The sequence below is a fragment of the Microbulbifer sp. NBRC 101763 genome, assembly GCF_040371615.1.
Classification (GTDB): Bacteria; Pseudomonadota; Gammaproteobacteria; order Pseudomonadales; family Cellvibrionaceae; genus Microbulbifer; species Microbulbifer variabilis.
This window is the reverse complement of the sequence record NZ_BAABQV010000001.1, coordinates 176,960-197,109: the sequence shown is the minus strand read 5'-3', so window position 1 is coordinate 197,109 and position 20,150 is coordinate 176,960. Positions and strand designations below refer to the sequence as shown.

Sequence of the window (20,150 nt, the reverse complement as noted above, 5' to 3'; positions counted from 1 at the left end):
CGGTGCTAGCGCCCGATTAAAATAACTCTACAAAAAAGTCCTTCACGGACTTGGCCAGCTCCCGCGCACTGCCCTCAAACTCGAGGAAATGGGGAATCAATACCGACTCACTCCACCAGCTGTCCTGCTCCACCGGCACCAGTGCCGGAGCCAGAATCAAAAGTGCCATCACCACAATTGCTCCCCGCACCAAGCCAAACACCATACCCAGCACACGGTCAGTGCCGGATAAACCGGTGGCCTCAACAAAAGCGGAAAGCATCATATTCAGGACAGCCCCAGCCAGGAGAGTGCCAAAGAACAGGATGGCAAAAGCGGCAATCACCTGAAGGGAAGGAGTATCGACGAGATTTGAAAGCAGAGGCGCAAGCTGGTCGCGAAACATCATTGCGACAATAAAGGCAGCGATCCAGGTGAGCAGTGACAGGGTCTCACGCACAAAACCCCGGCTAAGGCCGAAGAGTGTGGAAATACCCACAATAGCCAGGATGGTCCAGTCAGCCCAATTCATTCAACCCTACCTGCGTGGCGGCTGCTGCCGCGAAGAGCGCGCATTCTAACTTAAGGGGCTAGGCGCGTGAAGCCGTAGGCCAACCGATTGGAATTTAATACCCAGAGAACAAGTATCCGTGGAAGATTGACGGTCCAGCTGTGAATTTCTGCCGAATAAAAGTGCATTGGAAGTCAAGGGTCACCGGTGGCAACAACGTCCACCGGGCCATTAAAAAGGGATTACAAATAGCAATTGCTGTTACGCTTTGAAGCGCAGTACCAAGGTTTGGGCTTCCAGCAGGGCGTCCAGCTTCGATTTCAGAGCCTGGGCTTCCGCTTTCTCCACGTTAGGTCCCACAAAGACCCTCACATAACGCCCCTTATCAGTTTCAACCGCCCGAGTATAAGCGCGATACCCCTCGTCCATAAGACGCATACGCAGCTGATCCGCACGGGAGGCATCACGATAAGAGGCCACTTGCACTACCCAAGCCACAGGCAGACCCTGAGTATCCACTAAGGCGGAAGACCCTTTTTGTGGGGCTGAGCGGACGGGGATATCAGGCACAGTATTATCGTCGGGTACCCCACCGACCGCTGCCGTAGTCTCTTCGGTCGCAGTTGCCGCCTTGGGATTGGAAAACTGCTCAGGTACTTCCGGCTGGAAAGCCTCTCCGGGCGCCGGGGCTGGTGCCACATTGGCAACAGGCTCAGGCTTGGCAATCTCAATAGGCCGTATATCCGGTTCCGCTGGAATCTGGCTCACCTCACTGATGTAGCCTGACGACTCCCGGTCCAGCAGACTGGGCAGGAAAATGACAGCGAGCGCAGCCAACACCAGCGCACCGACGATACGCTGCTTGAAGCCATCGTTCAGCCGTCCCCTAAGGGGAGACTTATCCTCGCAATTCTCCATTATCCTCATCTCGCATCTGCTGCAGAACTTCCGCCACAGTAAAGAAGGATCCAAATACAAGCAACCTGTCCTGTGGACCGGTGGTCGCTAACAGCTGCTGTAAACCATCGGCGACATTTGGACAGCGGGCATCCACTTTAGTTACTTCAACACCCGCACCAGCAAGGCCACTGAGCAGTGCATCCGCTCCCGCAGCACGATCATTTCCGGGCAAAAGCGCTGGGTGCCAGTGGTTCACCTGGTTGCTCAGGGGGGCAAACAGCCCAATGAGATCCTTATCCGCCATAACCGCTACCAGGGCGTGGGTCTCTCCCGATACTGGGTTCGCATCCAACCAGCGGGCCAAATGCTCAGCCGCAGCGGGGTTATGCCCGACATCCAGTAACAGATTGCGATTGTGCCATAACAGCTGCTGGCATCGGCCCGGCAAGGTTATTTTTGCCAGGGCGCTCTCTACACCCTCCTCCGGCAGAACACCCAGTAGCACCAGTGCAGTTATTGCTGCAGCAATACTCGGGCGCGGCAGACTGATCGGCGGTATTGTCAGCTGCAGTTCGCCAAACTGGTATTTCTCTTCACCTTCACTTTGAGTAACAGAGAAATCCCGTCCAATAAAATAGCTCGAATTTGCCTGTTTTTCTGCCGCAGACAACACGGATTGCGGAGGATTCTTATCTGCACAGACAAACGGGGCTCCCGGTCTCAGGACACCCGCTTTCTCCCGGCCGATCACTTCCCTATCGCTTCCCAACCAATCCTCATGATCAATGGCCACGCTGGTGATAATTGCCAAATCCGCATCCACCAGGTTAACCGCATCCAGGCGCCCCCCAAGGCCGACCTCCAATAGTGCAAACTCAACCCCAGCGCGCTGGTACAGCCAGAGCGCCGCAAGGGTCGAGAACTCAAAATAAGTCAGGCTTATTTCACCGCGAGCAGTCTCCACCGCCTCAAAAGCGCGGACCAATTCCAGATCAGATACCTCGACACCATTGATCCGTACCCGCTCATTAAAACGCAGCAAATGTGGGGAACTATAGGCACCAACGGAATGGCCGGCAGCACACAGAAGGGTTTCCATTGTCGCCACGCAGGAGCCCTTTCCATTGGTGCCTGCCACCGTAATTACCGTAGGTGCCGGCTTTTGCACACCGAGGGTAGCAGCCACACTGGAAACCCGTTCCAGGCCAAGCTCAATTTCAGTTGGGTGCAACTGCTCAAGGCGGGAGAGCCAATCTTGCAATGAAGACATAGTTGGATAAATCATTGGTAGGAATTGGGCAGCCAGATTGTATTGTAACCGGCTGCCGATACGGGGGATGGAATATCAGTTACCGCTCAGTTTGCCCAGCAGGCGCGATACTGTGGAGCGCATATCCCTGCGCGGGATGATCATATCAATCGCCCCGTGCTCCAGCAGGAATTCACTGCGCTGGAAACCTTTGGGTAGTTTTTGGCGAATGGTCTGCTCGATAATATTGGGGCCGGCAAAACCAGCACGGGCACCGGGTTCAGCCGCATTGATATCGCCAAGCAAGGCCAGGGAAGCCGATACGCCACCGTAAACGGGGTCAGTCATGATCGAGATATAGGGCACCCCGGCCATCTTCATTTTTTCCAGCACTGCCGAGGTCTTGGCCATCTGCATCAGGGAGATCAAAGCTTCCTGCATACGAGCTCCTCCAGTAGCGGAGAAACACACCAGGGGGATGCGCTGTTCCAGGGCGCGCTGGGCTGCACGGGTGAAGCGCTCACCCACAACATAACCCATGGAACCGCCGTGGAAAGCAAACTCAAATGCCACCGCCACCAGGGGCTCACCCCTCAAAGTGCCTTGCATGGCAATAAGGGCATCTTTTTCACCGGTGGATTTTTGCGCCTGCAGCAAGCGGTCTTTATATTTTTTTACATCCTTGAACTTGAGGCGATCGACCGGTAATACATCGGTGGCCAGCTCTTCACGCCCCTCTTCATCCAGAAAAATATCCAGCCGTCGACGTGCACCAATCCTAATATGGTGGTCGCACTTAGGGCACACATCCAGGTTGCGCTCCAGCTCCGGGCGGTAAAGCATGGCGTCGCACTTGACGCACTTCTTCCAGACGCCTTCCGGAACCTTGCTGCTACCTGCGCGGCGCTCGGTGCGAATCACCGCGGGAACTATTTTTTCTAACCAGCTCATCTCGTTTCCAAATCCGGATACTTTCAATAGGCCGGCTCATTTTACCGACCAGTGAGTTTCAGGCTACGAATTAAAACACTAAGCAGAATTACAAACTCGGCCAGATCAGCCGCTATTTTTGGCTTTCTGGCCAGCCCTGTAACGGGACACCAAGCTAGATTAGCGGTCGAGAGCCTCGCGCATCTCACTGACAATTGCGCCAACCCTCTCCTTTGCTGCCACCAGATCTGCCGCCTCATTCACCGCCGTCACCAGGACACTCCCCACTACAGCGCCATCTCCGTGGGCACTTACTGAGCGTGCCGAGGCCCCGTCTTTAATACCGAAGCCTACACATAGTGGCAGGTCGGTGAAGCGGCGGATATGCTCGAGGTTGTCGCGCACTGAATCCAGATCCAGATGGCCTGCACCTGTTACCCCCTTCAGGGATACATAGTAAACAAAGCCACTCGCCAGGCCGGTAATCTCGCGAATACGCTCCTCAGTAGTGGTGGGGGTCAGCAGGAAGATATTGCGCAAGTTGCGCTCTGCCAACAAGCTATTGAGCGGACCTGCCTCTTCCGCAGGCAGATCCACTGTAAGCGCCCCATCAACACCGGCATCAAGCGCTGCATCGGCAAACTCCCGCTCCCCCATACGCTGGATCGGGTTGGCATAGCCCATCAGGATTACTGGCGTTTCCTCATCGACCTGACGGAATTCACGCACCGTGGCCAGGCACTTGCGCAGGGAGGCACCACTGGCCAACGCGCGCTCATGTCCCTTCTGGATTACCGGACCCTCAGCCATAGGGTCTGAAAAAGGCACCCCCAATTCAATCATGTCGGCACCGCTGGCTACCAACTGGTGCATTAGCGGTACCGTATTCTCCAGGCCACCATCACCGGCGACAATATAAGTTACCAGGGCTTTACGACCCTCGCCGCGCAATCTGGAAAAGCGGCGGTCAATTCTGTTTTGTTCTGTCACTGTGTATTCCCTGAGCTACTCCTGGCTATCACCAGCTCACTTGGTCTGTATTCTCTGCCACCTGCCCGCCTCAACAAGCCGGCGCCAATCAGTTAAACCTCAATGCCATCAATAGCGGCAACGGTAAAAATATCCTTGTCCCCACGACCAGAAAGGTTCACAACAATATTCTGTTCCGGCTGCATGCTGGCAGCCAATTTCATCGCGTATGCAACAGCGTGGCTGGACTCCAGGGCCGGCAGAATACCTTCGGTTCGGGTAAGGCGACGGAAGGCATCGAGCGCCTCTTTGTCATCAGCAGTGACGTACTCTACGCGGCCAATATCTTTAAGCCAGGCGTGTTCGGGTCCAACACCCGGGTAATCGAGGCCTGCAGAAACAGAGTGAGTCTCGATAATCTGGCCATCCTCATCTTCCATCAGGTACGTGCGGTTGCCGTGCAGGACACCGGGGATACCGTCGTTGAGCGGCGCCGCATGCTTACCGGAAGCCAGGCCCTCACCACCGGCCTCCACACCAAACATCTTCACATCGGCATCATTCAGGAAGGGGTGGAACAGGCCTATGGCATTGGAGCCCCCACCCACACAGGCCACCAGTGCGTCGGGCAGCTGGCCAAAATGCTCGAGGCTCTGGCGACGCGCTTCACGCCCAATAATGGAATTGAAGTCCCGCACCAATTGCGGATACGGATGGGGGCCGGCAACAGTTCCAATAATGTAGAAAGTGTTATCGACATTAGTAACCCAATCACGCATCGCTTCATTCATGGCGTCTTTGAGGGTTTTAGAGCCGGATTCCACCGGTACTACTTCAGCACCCAGGAGTTTCATACGGTAAACATTGGGAGACTGACGTTTAACATCTTCCGCCCCCATATAAACCGTACACTGTAATCCCAGACGTGCGGCCACTGTTGCAGAAGCTACACCGTGCTGACCCGCACCGGTTTCTGCAATAACCCGGGTTTTTCCGCTGTGCTTGGCCAATAGTGCCTGGCCTACGGTATTATTTACCTTGTGAGCCCCGGTGTGGTTGAGATCCTCGCGCTTAAGCCAGATACGCGCTCCACCGGCCTGCTCTGTCAGGCGCTCAGCTAGATACAGAGGCGATGGCCGTCCGACATAGTGCGCAAGATCGTAGTCAAAAGCAGCGACAAACTCCGGATCATCTTTCAAGCGGCTGTACATCGCCTGCAGTTCATCCAATGCGCTGATCAGTGTCTCCGATACAAAGCGACCGCCGTACGGACCAAAATGCCCGCTGGCATCCGGAAAGGTGGAAAAATCAATAGCACCTGGCTTAGTCACACTCATACTCCGTCGATCACAAAAATTTCTTCTGTCTATTTACCTACTGATTAAAGCGCTACTCCTAACCACTTTAAACATTACCGGTCATTACTGTTGTAGATACTCCGCTCTACTTTTATTTACCGGCCAACACCGGTGGGCGACACCTCAATGTGCCACCTATTTTTACTCTGCGGTACCGAGCTGACTACCCTTCGCCGCACGAATAAAGGCAGCTACTTTTTGCGGGTTTTTTTTACCCGGTGACTGTTCCACACCTCCGCTGACATCCACGCCTTGCGGGTGCGCAGCTTTGATGGCACTGGCGACATTATCCGGGTTCAACCCCCCGGCCAGAACAATGGGTCTGGAGCTACTTTGAGGCACCCGATCCCAGTCAAAGGTCTCTCCAGTACCACCGGGAACCCCTGGGCGATAGGCGTCCAGTAGGAAACCACGCGACTTAGGGTGTTCCTCCATTGCAGCAATGGTATCCAACCCCTCTTTCATTCGGAGGGCCTTTATATAGGGCCGGCGGAACTGTTCACAGTAACGGGCTCCCTCCTCACCATGGAACTGCAGGAGGTTAAGAGGCACGAGCTCCAGTGCCTGATCCACCTCACCCTGTGCAGCATTCACAAAGAGCCCTGTTAAGGTAACAAAGGGAGGAACTACAGCGGCGATAGCGGCAGCAGCCTTGGGATCGATATAGCGGGGGCTCGCCTTGTAGAACACCAGTCCCAGCGCATCAGCGCCAGCATCAACAGCCATAAGGGCATCTTCAGCACGGGTGATGCCACAAATCTTCACTTGCATTGCTAAACCTGAAGCCAGCCGACCGACCAGCAAAAACGAGGGAATTCCCGATACTAGCAGATTGGTGCAAGGTGTGAAACGCGTGCCACCGTAACCTATAAGGCCATTCTGACTACTACTCAACTATTCCAGTCATACAACCGGTAACTCTCCCAGAGACAAAGGCACCAGAAGTGGCCCAGGCTCACACTGGGGTAGTTGGAACTCCCGCGGGTATTGCACATCCACCAAATAAAGGCCAAATGGCGGTGCTGTAACCCCTCCTGCCGAGCGGTCGCGCTGGTCCAGCACCTCTTTTACCCATATCGGTGCCCGCTCTCCGCGCCCCACAGCCATTAGTACCCCAGTTATATTGCGCACCATATGATGCAGGAAGGCATTGGCACTTACTTCCAGAACGATCAGCTGCCCTACACGAGCAACGTCCAGGCGGGTAATTTCTCTAACCGGGCTCTTGGCTTGGCACTGGGAGGCCCGAAAGCTGGTAAAATCATGGCGGCCAATCAGGTAGTTTGCCCCCTCGCGCATAGCACCGAGATCCAGGGAGTGCTGGGTCCAGGTAACTTCCGCTGCGCTGTGGGCAGAACGAGTCGGCGCGCTGTGGATCAAATAGCGGTAACTGCGCGCATGGGCGGAGAAACGTGCATGGAATTGCGGGAGCATTTTGCGACACCAGCGCACACGCACAGAATCTGGCAGCTTGGTATTCACTCCCTGTATCCAGGCCCGTTCTGGGCGCTGGGCGTGAGTATCAAAGTGAATAACCTGATTGGTGGCGTGAACGCCCGCGTCAGTACGCCCAGCACAGACCAGCGTTATGGGCTCTGCAGCGATAATGGACAAAGCCCGCTCAAGGTGAGCCTGCACTGTCTCCGCAGCTGATTTTTGCTTCTGAAAACCGTGCAATCGCGCACCGCAATACTCAACCCCCAGAGCGAATCTACGCAGCCCATCCGGCAACTGCTCACCCGCTGGAACCTCGCCATTGGTTTTATAAATGTACTCGCGTTCTCTGGCCTGCATCATATTGAAAAACCACTCTTTGCCCCTCCCGATATCAGAGCGACAGCAACATCAATCAGATTAATGCCCCTAACGGACAGGAAAATAATGCTCCAGCCCAATAAAAAAACCTCGCAGCCTGTGCGAGGTTTCCTAAGGCGAAATACCAAGAAAATTTACACCATACGCTCCAGCATTTCCTCAGCGCGATTCCTATGCTCACCGCCTCCATCCTGGGCCACTTCCTTGAGGATATCCTTGGCGCCCTCTTTATCCCCCATATCCAGGTAAGCCTGGGCCAATTCCAGCTTGGTACCCATCTCGTCGCCGCCTTCGAGCAGGCTCAATTCCGAGTTGAGGTCACTTTCCAGGTTGAAATCCAAGTCGGCAAACTCAGACTCTCCTCCAGATTGCTCTTTTTCAGCCATAGCCTCAAGCTGCCCAGGCTCATCGGCTATAGCCCCCTCGCCAAGATCCGCGCCAGTCTCAAGAGTAAGGTCGCCATCAGTAGACTCATCAATCAGGGCAAGCTCATCCTCTAGAGAGAACTCCTCCTCAATAGACTCCTCGCCCAGAGACAACTCCTCACCGGTTGCTTCCAACGAGGCCATATCCAGCTCAAGATCCGTCTCCAGAGACAAATCACCACTATTATCGAGTTCAGCCGATTCACTGGAAACCGCTTCAGCTTCCACTGCCAATTCATCAGGAGAGGAAAGATCCGCGGCAATATCATCGAGATCGATATTGTCGAGATCCAACTCGGAATCGAGCTCTCCACCAATCATTTCAAGCTCACCCTCAGAGAACTCCTCCAGGGACAAATCGGCTTCACCTGCGGGGCTCTGCAAGTCTGCGAGATCCATATCGATAGCATCAAGATCCAGGCCCTGATCCAATTCAGCAGCTGGCTCTTCAGCCTGAGGCTCCTCAATAATCGATTTTACCTCATCCTCACCATCCATCATGGAGAGGTCCAGCTCGAAGTCCAAGCCACCTATAGACCCGCCGGCCTTGGCTTCAGAGGCCTCGGCAGCCGCACTTTCAATGGCTGGCTCCGCACTGTCACTTTCAAGCTCCAGGGAGTCAAGGTCCAACTCAGCGCTATCGAAGGCATCTATCGCTAACTCATCCCCAGAGGCCTCCTTCACTGTTGGCTCACCAAGGTCACCAGCTTCTGAATTGAGATCGCCGAGGTCCAGCTCACCCAGATCCAGATCATCGAGGCTTAGATCATTATCTGCCTGCAATGGGGTTTCGCTATCAGCCAACTGCGCATCATTTTCCAGTGCGCCATTGAGATCAAGGTCATCCAGGTTGAATTCGCTTTCCAGGTCCGAAGCTTGGTCAGTACCAGAAACCGACTCATCAAAAGAGGTGTCCAGGTCGAGATCCAGGGACAACTCCTGTTCGGAATCGGCGCCGACAGGCTTTTCATCGCCCAGGGACAGATCCATGGTCAGATCATCGAGAAGCGACGTGTCACTGCTGAAATCATCAGCGGGGAGGGTTGACGGTTCAGCACTGGAAAAATCCTGGTCCAGGGCTGCACCGATATCATCCAACTGCGCCGCTTCCAGGGATTCACTGGAAAAATCCATTGACGGTGCTTCAAAATCCGGCGCCCCGGCAATGGTTTCGCGCAAACGCGCTGCGCGGTCAGCCACAGGGCCATCGCTAATACTGAGCAACTGCAGATAGTGCTCGTCAAATTTCTCTACATCCTGATGATGGGCATACACCTCCATCAGCATCAGGCGCGCATCCACCACTTGTGGGTCTTTTTCCAGGCCCTGTAACAGCTTGGCCTCAGCCTCTTCATACTGTCCCAGCGACAAATGAATTTCCGCCTCGGAAATAGGGTCATCGGTTCCCACATCCCCAAGATCGCCAAGGTCAAAAGTATCATCCGCCTCCATGCTTTCAACAGCGGCCAGGGTTTCATCCGGTTCCGCGTTTTCCATCGGAATCTCTATTGGCGCCCGCTCGGCAGCCATTTCCTGCTCCAGCTGCTGCTCGGCCTCTTGCTCAGCTTTACGGCGGCGCCAAGTAAAGAAGCCAAAAATACCGACCAGCAAGCCGGCAGCCCCAATACCGATGAACTGCATATTATCGCCGAGCCTCTCCATGAGAGTGGGCTCTGACTTGGTCTGGACCGAAACTACGCGATTGCGCGCTTCCGGCTCTACAGCAGCCGCTTCCACCTCAGGCTGCTCGGCTGTATCGAGAGATTCACCTTCACTCGCGGCAAGCATCTCTTCCTGCACGGTATCGATTTCTGCAGAGTCAATTTCACTGGGATCAAGCAGAGGATCAGACTGCTCTGCAGCTGCCTGTACCGCGCGCATCTCTTCATTGGAGACATCGACCAGAGCCTCCATGGTGTCAATCTGTTCATCGAGCTCTGCGATGCGCTCGCGCAGCTCGGTGTTTTCCAGCTGCGATTTATCCAGTTCTTCCTCTGCCACTGTCAGGTCGCCATCCAGCGCTTCGCTGTCTTCTGCTCCACTGCCAGAGCCGGAAGTAACGGATTCGTTATCATCTGGAGCGGCCAAGCTTACCCGCCCTTCAACAACATCATTGGCTACGGTCTCTTCGACCACAGCGCGGGCATCCAGGGGCGCAGCTGCGGCAATGTCTTCCACACCTGCACGCTGGCGCCAGGAATCATTTTGCTGGGCAACCTCGGAGATCGCCTCGGTAAGGCTTAGGCTGCGCAGGTCATCAGCATTGGGCAAGCGCAGAACAGCGCCCTTTTTCAGCAGGTTGATATTGTCATTAATAAAGGCTTCAGGGTTCAGGCGCTGGATCGCCAGCATGGTCTGCTGCACTGAAAACTCGCGGTCAACGCGATTTTCCAGGGCGATCTCCCACAGAGTATCGGCGGAGGAAACCGGGCCATAAACCTGGCTGTTGCTGCCCGCGTCTTCCACAGAAGAAGCGCGTTGCGGCTGGCGCCGAACCGGCTCAGACTGCTGCGCCGTCGCAGGTTCACCAACCAACTCACTGTCCGGCTCAACCGTCGGCTGTTGAGCCGGCTGGAGGGGACGTTGAGCGGGACGCTGTACCGGAGTATCCCGACGGACTTGTTGGCGTTCACGTTCAGCAGCACGCACCGGTTGCTGGGCTGTGTTCGGCGAAAATGCCGGCAGATCCATCAACAGGGTATACTCGCGCAGCAGGCGGCCGCTGGGCCAGCGAGTCTCCACCAGGAAATTCAAGAAAGGCTCACGGATAGGCTCGCGGCTTGTTATGCGAATAACCGGCTTGGCACCCGAATAATCCACATCAAAGCGCAGTGAAGTGAGTAAATAGGCGCGCTCCACCCCGGCACGATTGAATTCATCCGGCCCCGCGAGGCGTACTTTAATCTCTGTGTCGTTCAGACCGCGCGTTTGCAGCAGTCCGATCTCCGCATTAAGTGGCTGATTAAGGGTGGAGTTGAGTTTGATCTCACCCAATCCGAGCGCTAGAGCCGCGTTGCTTCCCAGTGCACCGACTAGACCAACTGCAAGTGCCAGCTTACGCACACGCATATCCGATTCCCTTTATTGTTAGAATCTTCCCAGGGCTTCCGAAAAGCGCGCCTTCAGAAAATCCCCATTACTGAACGGTAATCGTTCGACTAATTGACCGCCTTTCAAGCGGCCACCAACTGTGGTGAATATTTCGCCACTCTCAGCCGGACCAAAGTTAAGATTACACCTTCACTATGGCCGCTAAGTATTAAATATCAGTAGTTTTTTAGCAACAAGTGAGCAATTTGTGCACAGTTCATTGCTACATCTTTTCGCAGGTTGTCTGATACTGCACAAAGATTTAGCTGACGCTTATTAAGTAGACTTTGGCGCAAGCGTCCGATGATTGTCACATCGCTGCCGACTGCGTTTTCTGCTGATGGCTGTTCCGCCAACTGCAGGCGAGCGCCATTGCCCAACAATGCGCGCGCATTTTCCAAATCAACATCTTCCAACAGGGAAACACCCAAGTTAGCCAGCTGACCGTGAAATACGGAAACCGTGCTGATGTTGGCGTCCACCGCAACATTCTCGCCAAGCAGGCGGCGCAAATCATGGATCAGGGTCAGCTCACTCACAGTGTGACCACTGGCGAGCAGCCCCTCGCTAGCGCTTAGCAAATTAAAAGCCAAGCGGTGGCCGATCGCCGGATCAATTTCTGCCTCCTGGCCACTAAACATACGCGCCGTCTGTGCGGCCATTGAATCAATCGCAGCCTTCCCCAGCGCAGATACCGGCTGGCTCAACTGAACTTCGATAGCCTGCAACTTATCCTTCAGGGGGGCCAAGGCCTCCGCGACCATGGCGGCACCAGCACAGGGTAGGGTAACTAGGCGACGATCTGCATTCGCCAGATCCCCACTGTTAAACATCGGGTGGATCAAAACAGCACTTTCATCGCCTCGGGTATTGGCAGCCGCATCCACTATCCAGGCATCATTTTGCTCGGCCGCAGCCATGGCGGCTTGAACAGCATCACCGGCGCTCAATAGGAGAACCACCTGCTGGTCATTAAAAGCGAATTTTTCCAGGGACTGCACAGGAATATTGCGGTTAGCAAACACCTGCGGGTCCACTTCCCGGTCTTCGGTCTCCAGCAAACTCAGCTGTTCAGCGGTAATAATTTCCCGCTCCTCCAGTATTTCCAGCAGAGGGGCAAAGGCGGCGTTATCGACACCGACGATGACCAGTTCGCGGGCGGCTTCGGACATGGCTATTCACTTCGTTGAAATTGGAAAGGAAAAAATGAGGGGCGATTATACCTGTGAGTGAAAATCGAAAAAGCCGCTATGACAACCAGTAGCGGCTTTTTACGCGATGGGGTTCACAGCTTGGCGAAAAGTCCTCCATTAATAGGCACAAAAAAGATTGCCATTTGAGGACTTATCCAGGGCCGTACCAATTAAAGCTTGCCGAGCAAAATCAGAAGTATGCGGCGGAGGGGCTCTGCAGCACCCCACAGCAGTTGGTCCCCCACAGTGAAAGCGTTCAAGTACTCAGGCCCCATACTCAACTTGCGCAGACGCCCCACCGGGATATCCAGTTTGCCAGTCACGGCAGTGGGAGTCAGCGACTGTAAAGTAGCCTCGCGATCATTGGGCACGACGCTGACCCATTCATTTGCCGCACCTATCAACTGATCAATATCTGCCATAGGCAGGTCTTTCTTCAGCTTCACAGTGAAAGCCTGACTGTGGCAGCGCATCGCACCAATACGTACACAGGTACCATCCACCGGAATTGGAGCAGTTGTCTGCAGAATTTTGTTCGCTTCAACCTGAGCTTTCCACTCTTCACGGCTTTGGCCATTTTCAAGCTGGGTATCAATCCATGGCAGAAGGCTGCCAGCCAGGGGGGCACCGAACTCGGCAGTGGGAAATTCAACCGACCGCATATCCGCAGCCACCTTGCGATCAATTTCCAGAATCGCGCTGGCGGGGTCGGCGAGCTCATCGCTAACACCGTCGCGAATAGCGCCCATCTGCCCAATGAGCTCCCGCATATTGCGGGCACCGGCACCACTGGCGGCCTGGTAGGTCATGGCTGTAACCCACTCCACCATACCGGCTTTAAACAAACCACCGAGAGCCATCAACATCAGGCTAACGGTGCAGTTGCCACCAATAAAATTCTTTTGCCCGGCTTCTATGGCGCGATCGATAACATCGCGGTTAACCGGATCCAGAACGATTACGGCATCGTCCTGCATACGTAAACTCGAGGCGGCATCTATCCAGTAGCCATTCCAGCCTGCGTCACGAAGGCGGGAGAAAACCTCCTTTGTATAGTCACCACCCTGACAGCTGACAATCGCATCTGACTCTGCCAATGCATTGATATCGTAGGCATCGCCCAAAGGCGGCAGTTCACGGTCAATATCCGGTGCCTTTCCACCCGCATTGGAAGTGGAAAAAAAAACCGGTTCAACGATATGGGCAAAGTCATCCTCTGAGCGCATGCGCTCCAGTAATACCGAACCGACCATGCCGCGCCAGCCGATAAAACCAATTTTTTGCATTGCGATATCCTGTGTGTGATGTGATCAAAGTGCGCCGCCGGGAAAGCGGCGCGATAGTGAAATCGGGGATTAAAGTGCAGCGACGACGGCAGCCCCCATTTCTGCGGTGGTGACTTTCTGGCTGCCCTCAGTATAAATATCCGCGGTGCGCAACCCCTGCTCCAACACCTTGCTCACCGCGGCCTCAATGGCTTCTGCTGCCTCACTCATATTGAGGGAGTAACGCAGCATCATCGCAGCGGACAGAATCGTTGCCAATGGATTGGCAATACCCTGCCCTGCGATATCCGGCGCGGAACCGTGGCAGGGCTCATAAAGGCCAAAACCACTTTCATTCAAGGAGGCAGAAGGCAACATACCAATGGAGCCTGTAAGCATGGCGGCGGCATCTGAGAGAATATCGCCGAACATATTACCGGTGACCATTACGTCGAACTGCTTGGGCGCACGCACCAATTGCATCGCAGCGTTGTCCACGTACATATGGGACAGTTCAACATCGGGGTATTCCGGTGCCAGACGATCCAATACCTCTCTCCAAAGTACAGTGACTTCGAGCACATTAGCCTTATCCACAGAGCAGAGTTTACCGCTGCGTTTTTGCGCCGCCTCAAAGGCACTGCGCGCAATACGCTCAATTTCCGACTCACTGTAGACATAGGTGTTAAAGCCCTGGCGTTCGCCATTTTCCAGAGTCTGGATACCCCGAGGCTCACCAAAGTAAATGCCGCCAGTCAGCTCACGTACAATCAAAATATCCAGCCCTGAAACCACCTCCGGTTTCAGGGAGGAAGCATCTGCTAATTGGGGGTAAAGAATTGCCGGGCGCAAATTGGCGTATAAACCGAGGCCACTGCGGATTTTCAACAGGCCTTTCTCCGGACGAATTTCTCTCTCCAGGGTATCCCACTGGGGACCACCAACAGCACCGAGTAATACTGCATCACACTCGCCAGCAGCCTTGAGCGTCTCATCGGTGAGGGGCTCACCATGGGCATCAATTGAGGAACCCCCAATCAGCCCCTGTTCAAAACTAAGCCCCAAATTAAATTTTCCAGACGCGACTTCCAGTACCGCCATCGCCTGCTCAACAATTTCCGGGCCAATGCCGTCGCCCGGCAAAATCATTACTTTCTTTGTCACAGGAATTTCCTTTAATTACTGAACCGCATCAAAAAGCCATGGGGCTTTTTCACGTCGCACCTCTTCATAAGCACGAATATCTTCTGAGTGCTCCAATGTCAGGCCGATGTGATCAAGGCCATTAAGCAAGCAGTGCTTGTGGAACGCATCTACCTCAAAGGGAATCACTTCACCGCAGGGTTTGCGCACATGCTGCTGCTCCAGATCAATGGTCAGTGAATATCCTTCCTGCCCATGAGTTTCTTCAAACAACTGATGTACTACCTCCTCCGGTAATACAATCGGCAACAGGCCGTTTTTAAAACAGTTATTGAAGAAGATATCGGCGAAACTGGGGGCGATAACTGCACGAAAACCGTGATCATCCAGCGCCCAAGGCGCATGCTCACGACTGGAACCACAACCGAAATTCTCGCGCGCAAGTAATACCGAACCACCCTGGTAACGCGGGAAATTTAGTGGGAAATCTGGATTAACAGGGCGGTTTGAGCAGTCCTGCCCAGGGAATCCCTCGTCCAGGTAGCGCAGCTCATCAAACAAATTGGGGCCAAACCCGGTGCGCTTGATGGACTTAAGAAATTGCTTGGGAATTATCAGGTCGGTGTCCACGTTGGCCCGGTCCATCGGCACCACAAGACCTTCATGTTGGGTAAACGCTTTCATCAGGCCATCTCCTCTTCCGCTCGCACCGTCGCCATTTCACGCACATCGACAAAGTGTCCCGCAATTGCTGCGGCTGCCGCCATACTGGGGCTCACCAAGTGGGTGCGCCCACCATAGCCCTGACGTCCTTCAAAGTTGCGATTAGAGGTTGAGGCACAGTGTTCACCAGCCCCCAACTTATCTGCATTCATAGCAAGGCACATAGAGCAGGAGGGCTCTCGCCACTCAAAGCCTGCCTGCTCAAAGATTGCATGTAACCCTTCCTGTTCCGCCTGAGCCTTCACCGCCTGAGAACCGGGTACAACCAATACCTGCTTGACGCTATCTGCTTTGTACCGGCCTTGGACCACTTCAGCAGCAGCGCGCAGATCTTCGATCCGGGAATTTGTACAGGAGCCGATAAATACCCGATCCAGGCGAATATCACTAATCTTTTGCCCGGCCTCAAGGCCCATATAGTCGAGAGCGCGCTCCATTCCAGTACGCTTGGTACTATCATTTTCGGCAGAGGGATCTGGCACTTTGGCACTGATCGAGGCCACCATTTCCGGCGAAGTACCCCAACTCACCTGGGGTTCGATATCTTCACCGCGCAATTCCACCACCGCATCAAACTCGGCGTCGTCATCGGAATGCAGGTGACTCCAGGCCTCAACCGCTCTGTCCCACTGCCCACCTTTTGGCGCGTAGGGTTTGCCTTTCACATAATCGAGAGTGATCTGGTCAACCGAGACCATGCCGGCACGGGCACCGCCCTCAATCGCCATGTTACAAACGGTCATACGACCTTCCATGGACATGTTGCGGATAACCTCACCGCCGAACTCAATCGCATAGCCAGTGCCCCCGGCGGTGCCGATCTTACCGATAATCGCCAGCACCACATCTTTGGCGGTAACGCCTGGACGGAGTTCGCCGTCTACGCGCACCAGCATATTTTTCATCTTCTTCTGGGTCAGGCACTGGGTGGCCATGACATGCTCCACTTCAGAAGTGCCTATGCCGTGGGCCAGCGCGCCCAGAGCACCATGGGTAGAGGTGTGTGAGTCACCACATACCACGGTCATACCGGGCAGAGTCGCCCCGGTCTCAGGACCAATAACATGCACAATGCCCTGACCCGGTTCGTTAATGCCAAACTGCACCACATCGAAATCCCGGCAGTTCTCATCCAAAGTTTGTACCTGAATGCGGGAAATATCGTCACGGATACCGCTCACGCCTGCGGCGCGCTCCGTGCTCTCGGAAGGCACATTGTGATCCGGTGTCGCCACTAGGGAATCCTTGCGCCAGGGTCTGCGCCCTGCCAGTCGAAGGCCCTCAAATGCCTGTGGGGAAGTCACTTCGTGAATCAAGTGACGGTCGATGTAAATAAGCGCCGAGCCATCATCACTGGTCTTGACCAGATGGTCTTGCCACAGTTTGTCGTAGAGTGTTTGCCCTGCCACAGCCAGTCCTCTCAATTGTTTAGAGAACGAGTCTACCCAGCAGCAACAAATAACACCAATTTATATTTATTATCACAAGTATTCCATAATGGAATTCATAGCTCATCCTGAAGTAGCATGTAAGCTGGGTCGCTTCATACACCGCCAACAATATTCCCGCAACCCATAAAACGAGGCTAAAAAATTTGGAAATTCAATGGCTTAAAGCATTTTTAGCAATTGCTGAGAGAGGCTCTGTCTCCGAGGGGGCGACTCAGCTTCACCTGACGCAGCCCGCGGTAAGCAAGCGCCTCGCCGCCCTCGAACAGCAACTTGGCGCGACATTATTCAACCGCATCGGCCGGCGCCTACAGCTGACTGATGCCGGCCGCGTGCTACTGCCCCGCGCCCGACATATTCTCAACGAAATCAGTGATGCAGAGCGGGAGTTACGCGCCCTCAGCAACTCGGTGAGCGGCAGCTTGCGCATTGCTACCAGTCACCATGTGGGACTGCACCACTTGCCACCGGTGCTTAGAGAGTTCAGTAACCGCTATCCAGAAGTGGCCCTCGATATCGATTTCCTGGATTCCGAACAGGCTTATGAGGCACTGATGGCAGCCAAGTATGAGCTGGCAGTTGTAACTCTGGCCCTGAAAGAATACCCGCACCTCAATGCACAGGTTATCTGGCCCGACCCCTGTGTGGTGGTAGCCGCTCCAGAACACCCCCTGACAAAAATTCCCGCGCTGGAACTGGCCGACCTGGCCGACTATCCCGCCATACTGCCGGACCTCAATACCTATACCGGGCGCCTGATTAAACGCGAGTTTGATGCGCAAGGGCTAAAACTCAGCGCCAAATTAGCGACCAACTTCCTGGAGACTATCAAGATGATGGCCTGTGTGGGCCTTGGCTGGAGTGTACTGCCCCACACGCTGGTCGATGAAAGCCTCGCTGTATTACCAGTGAAGAAACTGCAGGTGCTGCGCAACCTGGGTGTCATCAGTCATCGCGGTCGCACCTTGAGCAATGCCGCCAGTGCCCTACAAGAAATGTTATTTGAAGCAGCCAATTAAACCAGCGCAAAAGGAAAAATATCACAAGCTCATTTAGTGAGACTTGGCTGACGAATACGGAGCCAATCGCAATACATTAAATGAGGCGGAGAGCTGAACCCCAACAGCACGACGCTTTTACACGCCAGTTTTGCTTATCCGTTCAAAAAGATTTGCAAAAATGTGCAACTTACAGCGGCACATAAAAAATATATCTGTACACTCCGCGACAAATTCATCACGGAGAGAAGTCCATGAAAAAAACCGCAATTGCTTTCAGTGCCCTCCTCGCCTGCACTACTGCCAGCGCAGATACCATACTTGGTTTTGATGCCACAGCAGGCGTCTGGCTCCCAGGTTACACCGGTGGCATTGGCAATGATGACTATGATTTGGACAATCTCTCCCTCAGTGAAGACAACATTACCTTTATTCAGGCGGCTCTGGAGCACCCGATACCACTGGTCCCCAATATCCTGTTAGCCCACAGCAAGATTGACACCGATGGTGCCGCACTATTGGAGGGCTCTGTAACCTTCGACGATGAAACCTTCCTGGTAGGCTCAGAGATCACCACTGACCTCACCCTTACACACACCGATGCCACCTTCTACTATGAAGTGCTGGATAACTGGGTGAATTTAGACATAGGCCTGACTGCGCGCATGTATGACGGAGAATTTACTGCGGTAAGCGAAACCCAGGCAGAAACTGTCGACCTCACCGGTTACTTGCCAATGGCCTACGCTATGGCGCGTTTCGACCTGCCATTTACCGGCTGGTCGGTTATTGCTCAAGGTAATGGTACGGCCTACCGAGGTGATACCCACACAGACCTCACCGCAAAAGTACGCTGGGATTTCGTACCGGCAATTGATTTGGCTATCGAGGCAGGCTATCGGGTAATGAGCCTTGACCTGGAAGAGTTGGACGACCTGCAGAGCGATATCGAAATTAAAGGTCCCTATATTGGACTCAACCTGCACCTGTAAATAGCCCTGCCCCACCTACTCGAAATAACCGCAGCGCGGTATAGTTACCGCGCGCAAACTACCTTAATGTAGTAAGACAAATATCAGAGAGGCCGGTGGGATGGCGCAAGCACTATTGGAAAGACTGGGAGTTCCGCACCCAATACTCCAGGCACCCATGGCAGGTGTTTCTAGCCCAGAACTGGCCGCTGCTGTTTCTAATGCAGGCGGCCTGGGCGCTCTTGGCCTCGGAGCAAGTTCACCACAAAAAGCAGCAGAGCAAATCCGCCAAACCCGGGCACTAACCTGCGCCCCATTTAACGTAAACCTCTTCTGCCATCAGCCAGCTATTGCAGACGCTAAACGCGAAGCAGATTGGCTTGCCCACCTCGCTCCTTACTTTGCCGCCCTGAAGGCGACACCACCTAAAGAACTCCATGAGCCCTACTATAGCTTTATCGGTAATAGTAAAATGCTGTCAGTAATTCTGGAAGAGAGGCCAGCCGTAGTCAGCTTTCATTTTGGCTTACCAGAGCAATCCACTATCGACACCCTGAAAGATGCAGGTATTACTCTTCTAGCTACCGCCACAAATCTTATAGAGGCACAACTTATTGAAGAAGCCGGCATTGACGCCGTAATTGCACAAGGTATAGAAGCCGGTGGTCACAGAGGTGTATTCGAACCAGAGCTTGATGAGGAGCTAGGCACTTTGGCACTAGTAAGGCTACTGAGCTGCCAACACCGCCTACCGGTTATTGCCGCAGGAGGCATAATGGATGGAGCCGGTATCCAGGCAGCTTTTTCCCTGGGTGCCAGTGCGGTGCAGATGGGGACAGCTTTTGTTCTATGCCCTGAATCCGCCGCTAATGATACCTTTCGCAAATCCCTTCAGAGTGAGCGGGCACACAACACCGCAATTACCATTAACATTTCCGGGCGCCCTGCCCGGGGAATCAGCAATCGCTTTTATCGAGAGCTGGATATAAATGCCCCTGCCCGCCCGGACTACCCTATATGCTACAGTGCAGGTAAAGCACTTGCCGCCGCAGCAGCCAATGCTGGCAGCGAGGACTTTTCAGTCCAATGGGCAGGCCAGGGCGCCCCATTAGCCAGAGCCTTACCTGCAAGTGAATTAATGACAACTTTAATCGCAGAGATCGAAGCCTGCAGCTAGTTTAGA

17 protein-coding genes are annotated in these 20,150 nt (G+C 54.2%); 3 read left to right on the top strand and 14 right to left on the bottom strand.

Translation table 11 applies throughout. The features are described from left to right. Positions 1 to 16: 16 nt before the first annotated feature. The 14 genes from ABWV76_RS00910 to leuC all read right to left on the bottom strand — a co-directional run bounded on the left by ABWV76_RS00910 (position 17) and on the right by leuC (position 16,959). On the bottom strand, positions 17 to 511 hold the full coding sequence (locus ABWV76_RS00910; RefSeq protein WP_020411769.1) for a CvpA family protein: 495 nt from the start codon (positions 509 to 511) through the stop codon (positions 17 to 19). 240 nt (positions 512 to 751) lie between these two features. Continuing rightward, on the bottom strand, positions 752 to 1,408 hold the full coding sequence (locus ABWV76_RS00905) for an SPOR domain-containing protein (RefSeq protein WP_353374980.1): 657 nt from the start codon (positions 1,406 to 1,408) through the stop codon (positions 752 to 754). Continuing rightward, a complete protein-coding gene (folC, locus tag ABWV76_RS00900) occupies positions 1,389 to 2,660 on the bottom strand; it encodes a bifunctional tetrahydrofolate synthase/dihydrofolate synthase (RefSeq protein ID WP_353374979.1) in 1,272 nt (423 codons plus the stop codon). The genes ABWV76_RS00905 and folC overlap by 20 nt, the downstream gene beginning before the upstream one ends. Positions 2,661 to 2,735: 75 nt before the next feature. Further along, positions 2,736 to 3,590 (bottom strand): acetyl-CoA carboxylase, carboxyltransferase subunit beta, encoded by an 855-nt coding sequence (accD, locus tag ABWV76_RS00895; protein WP_020411766.1) that lies wholly within the window; start codon positions 3,588 to 3,590, stop codon positions 2,736 to 2,738. A 159-nt stretch (positions 3,591 to 3,749) separates the two neighbouring features. Beyond that, a complete protein-coding gene (gene trpA, locus ABWV76_RS00890; protein ID WP_020411765.1) occupies positions 3,750 to 4,559 on the bottom strand; it encodes a tryptophan synthase subunit alpha in 810 nt (269 codons plus the stop codon). A gap of 92 nt (positions 4,560 to 4,651) precedes the next feature. Beyond that, positions 4,652 to 5,875: a tryptophan synthase subunit beta gene (gene trpB / locus ABWV76_RS00885; RefSeq protein WP_282951223.1), complete on the bottom strand. Its 1,224-nt coding sequence runs from the start codon at positions 5,873 to 5,875 to the stop codon at positions 4,652 to 4,654. A gap of 162 nt (positions 5,876 to 6,037) precedes the next feature. After that, the gene (locus tag ABWV76_RS00880; protein ID WP_040628161.1) at positions 6,038 to 6,667 is read right to left on the bottom strand and encodes a phosphoribosylanthranilate isomerase; all 630 of its coding nucleotides are present in this window, start codon (positions 6,665 to 6,667) and stop codon (positions 6,038 to 6,040) included. A 132-nt stretch (positions 6,668 to 6,799) separates the two neighbouring features. After that, positions 6,800 to 7,693, bottom strand: coding sequence for a tRNA pseudouridine(38-40) synthase TruA (truA, locus tag ABWV76_RS00875; protein ID WP_353374978.1), 894 nt, complete (start codon positions 7,691 to 7,693; stop codon positions 6,800 to 6,802). A gap of 152 nt (positions 7,694 to 7,845) precedes the next feature. Beyond that, positions 7,846 to 11,205: a motility hub landmark protein FimV gene (locus ABWV76_RS00870; protein WP_353374977.1), complete on the bottom strand. Its 3,360-nt coding sequence runs from the start codon at positions 11,203 to 11,205 to the stop codon at positions 7,846 to 7,848. A gap of 197 nt (positions 11,206 to 11,402) precedes the next feature. Further along, positions 11,403 to 12,398, bottom strand: a complete 996-nt coding sequence (locus ABWV76_RS00865) for an Asd/ArgC dimerization domain-containing protein (protein WP_020411760.1) — start codon at positions 12,396 to 12,398, stop codon at positions 11,403 to 11,405. Between the two features lie 191 nt (positions 12,399 to 12,589). After that, positions 12,590 to 13,705, bottom strand: coding sequence for an aspartate-semialdehyde dehydrogenase (gene asd, locus ABWV76_RS00860; protein WP_353374976.1), 1,116 nt, complete (start codon positions 13,703 to 13,705; stop codon positions 12,590 to 12,592). A 69-nt stretch (positions 13,706 to 13,774) separates the two neighbouring features. After that, positions 13,775 to 14,833 (bottom strand): 3-isopropylmalate dehydrogenase, encoded by a 1,059-nt coding sequence (gene leuB, locus ABWV76_RS00855; RefSeq protein WP_502867337.1) that lies wholly within the window; start codon positions 14,831 to 14,833, stop codon positions 13,775 to 13,777. A gap of 30 nt (positions 14,834 to 14,863) precedes the next feature. Further along, entirely contained in the window at positions 14,864 to 15,511 is a 648-nt protein-coding gene (gene leuD, locus ABWV76_RS00850; RefSeq protein ID WP_020411757.1) for a 3-isopropylmalate dehydratase small subunit, read from the bottom strand. Continuing rightward, a complete protein-coding gene (gene leuC, locus ABWV76_RS00845; protein ID WP_282951230.1) occupies positions 15,511 to 16,959 on the bottom strand; it encodes a 3-isopropylmalate dehydratase large subunit in 1,449 nt (482 codons plus the stop codon). The genes leuD and leuC overlap by 1 nt, the downstream gene beginning before the upstream one ends. Before the next feature lie 185 nt (positions 16,960 to 17,144). Here leuC and ABWV76_RS00840 point away from each other — a divergent pair, with 185 nt between their 5' ends. From ABWV76_RS00840 to ABWV76_RS00830, 3 genes are all read left to right on the top strand, one after another. Next, complete coding sequence (locus ABWV76_RS00840; RefSeq protein ID WP_020411755.1) at positions 17,145 to 18,017, top strand: LysR family transcriptional regulator; 873 nt, start codon at positions 17,145 to 17,147, stop codon at positions 18,015 to 18,017. 233 nt (positions 18,018 to 18,250) lie between these two features. Next, entirely contained in the window at positions 18,251 to 18,988 is a 738-nt protein-coding gene (locus tag ABWV76_RS00835) for a TIGR04219 family outer membrane beta-barrel protein (protein WP_020411754.1), read from the top strand. 100 nt (positions 18,989 to 19,088) lie between these two features. Next, positions 19,089 to 20,144 carry an NAD(P)H-dependent flavin oxidoreductase gene (locus ABWV76_RS00830; protein ID WP_020411753.1) on the top strand — a complete coding sequence of 352 codons (1,056 nt, stop codon included), beginning with the start codon at positions 19,089 to 19,091 and terminating at the stop codon, positions 20,142 to 20,144. Positions 20,145 to 20,150 lie beyond the last annotated feature (6 nt).

Excerpts from the sequence above, each read along its gene's own strand:
- ABWV76_RS00910 (WP_020411769.1), bottom strand. The coding sequence starts at position 511 with ATGAATTGGGCTGACTGGACCATCCTGGCTATTGTGGGTATTTCCACA.
- ABWV76_RS00905 (WP_353374980.1), bottom strand. The coding sequence starts at position 1,408 with ATGGAGAATTGCGAGGATAAGTCTCCCCTTAGGGGACGGCTGAACGAT.
- folC (WP_353374979.1), bottom strand. The coding sequence starts at position 2,660 with ATGTCTTCATTGCAAGATTGGCTCTCCCGCCTTGAGCAGTTGCACCCA.
- accD (WP_020411766.1), bottom strand. The coding sequence starts at position 3,590 with ATGAGCTGGTTAGAAAAAATAGTTCCCGCGGTGATTCGCACCGAGCGC.
- trpB (WP_282951223.1), bottom strand. The coding sequence starts at position 5,875 with ATGAGTGTGACTAAGCCAGGTGCTATTGATTTTTCCACCTTTCCGGAT.
- ABWV76_RS00880 (WP_040628161.1), bottom strand. The coding sequence starts at position 6,667 with ATGCAAGTGAAGATTTGTGGCATCACCCGTGCTGAAGATGCCCTTATG.
- truA (WP_353374978.1), bottom strand. The coding sequence starts at position 7,693 with ATGATGCAGGCCAGAGAACGCGAGTACATTTATAAAACCAATGGCGAG.
- ABWV76_RS00870 (WP_353374977.1), bottom strand. The coding sequence starts at position 11,205 with ATGCGTGTGCGTAAGCTGGCACTTGCAGTTGGTCTAGTCGGTGCACTG.
- ABWV76_RS00865 (WP_020411760.1), bottom strand. The coding sequence starts at position 12,398 with ATGTCCGAAGCCGCCCGCGAACTGGTCATCGTCGGTGTCGATAACGCC.
- asd (WP_353374976.1), bottom strand. The coding sequence starts at position 13,705 with ATGCAAAAAATTGGTTTTATCGGCTGGCGCGGCATGGTCGGTTCGGTA.
- leuB (WP_502867337.1), bottom strand. The coding sequence starts at position 14,833 with ATGATTTTGCCGGGCGACGGCATTGGCCCGGAAATTGTTGAGCAGGCG.
- leuD (WP_020411757.1), bottom strand. The coding sequence starts at position 15,511 with ATGAAAGCGTTTACCCAACATGAAGGTCTTGTGGTGCCGATGGACCGG.
- ABWV76_RS00835 (WP_020411754.1), top strand. The coding sequence starts at position 18,251 with ATGAAAAAAACCGCAATTGCTTTCAGTGCCCTCCTCGCCTGCACTACT.
- ABWV76_RS00830 (WP_020411753.1), top strand. The coding sequence starts at position 19,089 with ATGGCGCAAGCACTATTGGAAAGACTGGGAGTTCCGCACCCAATACTC.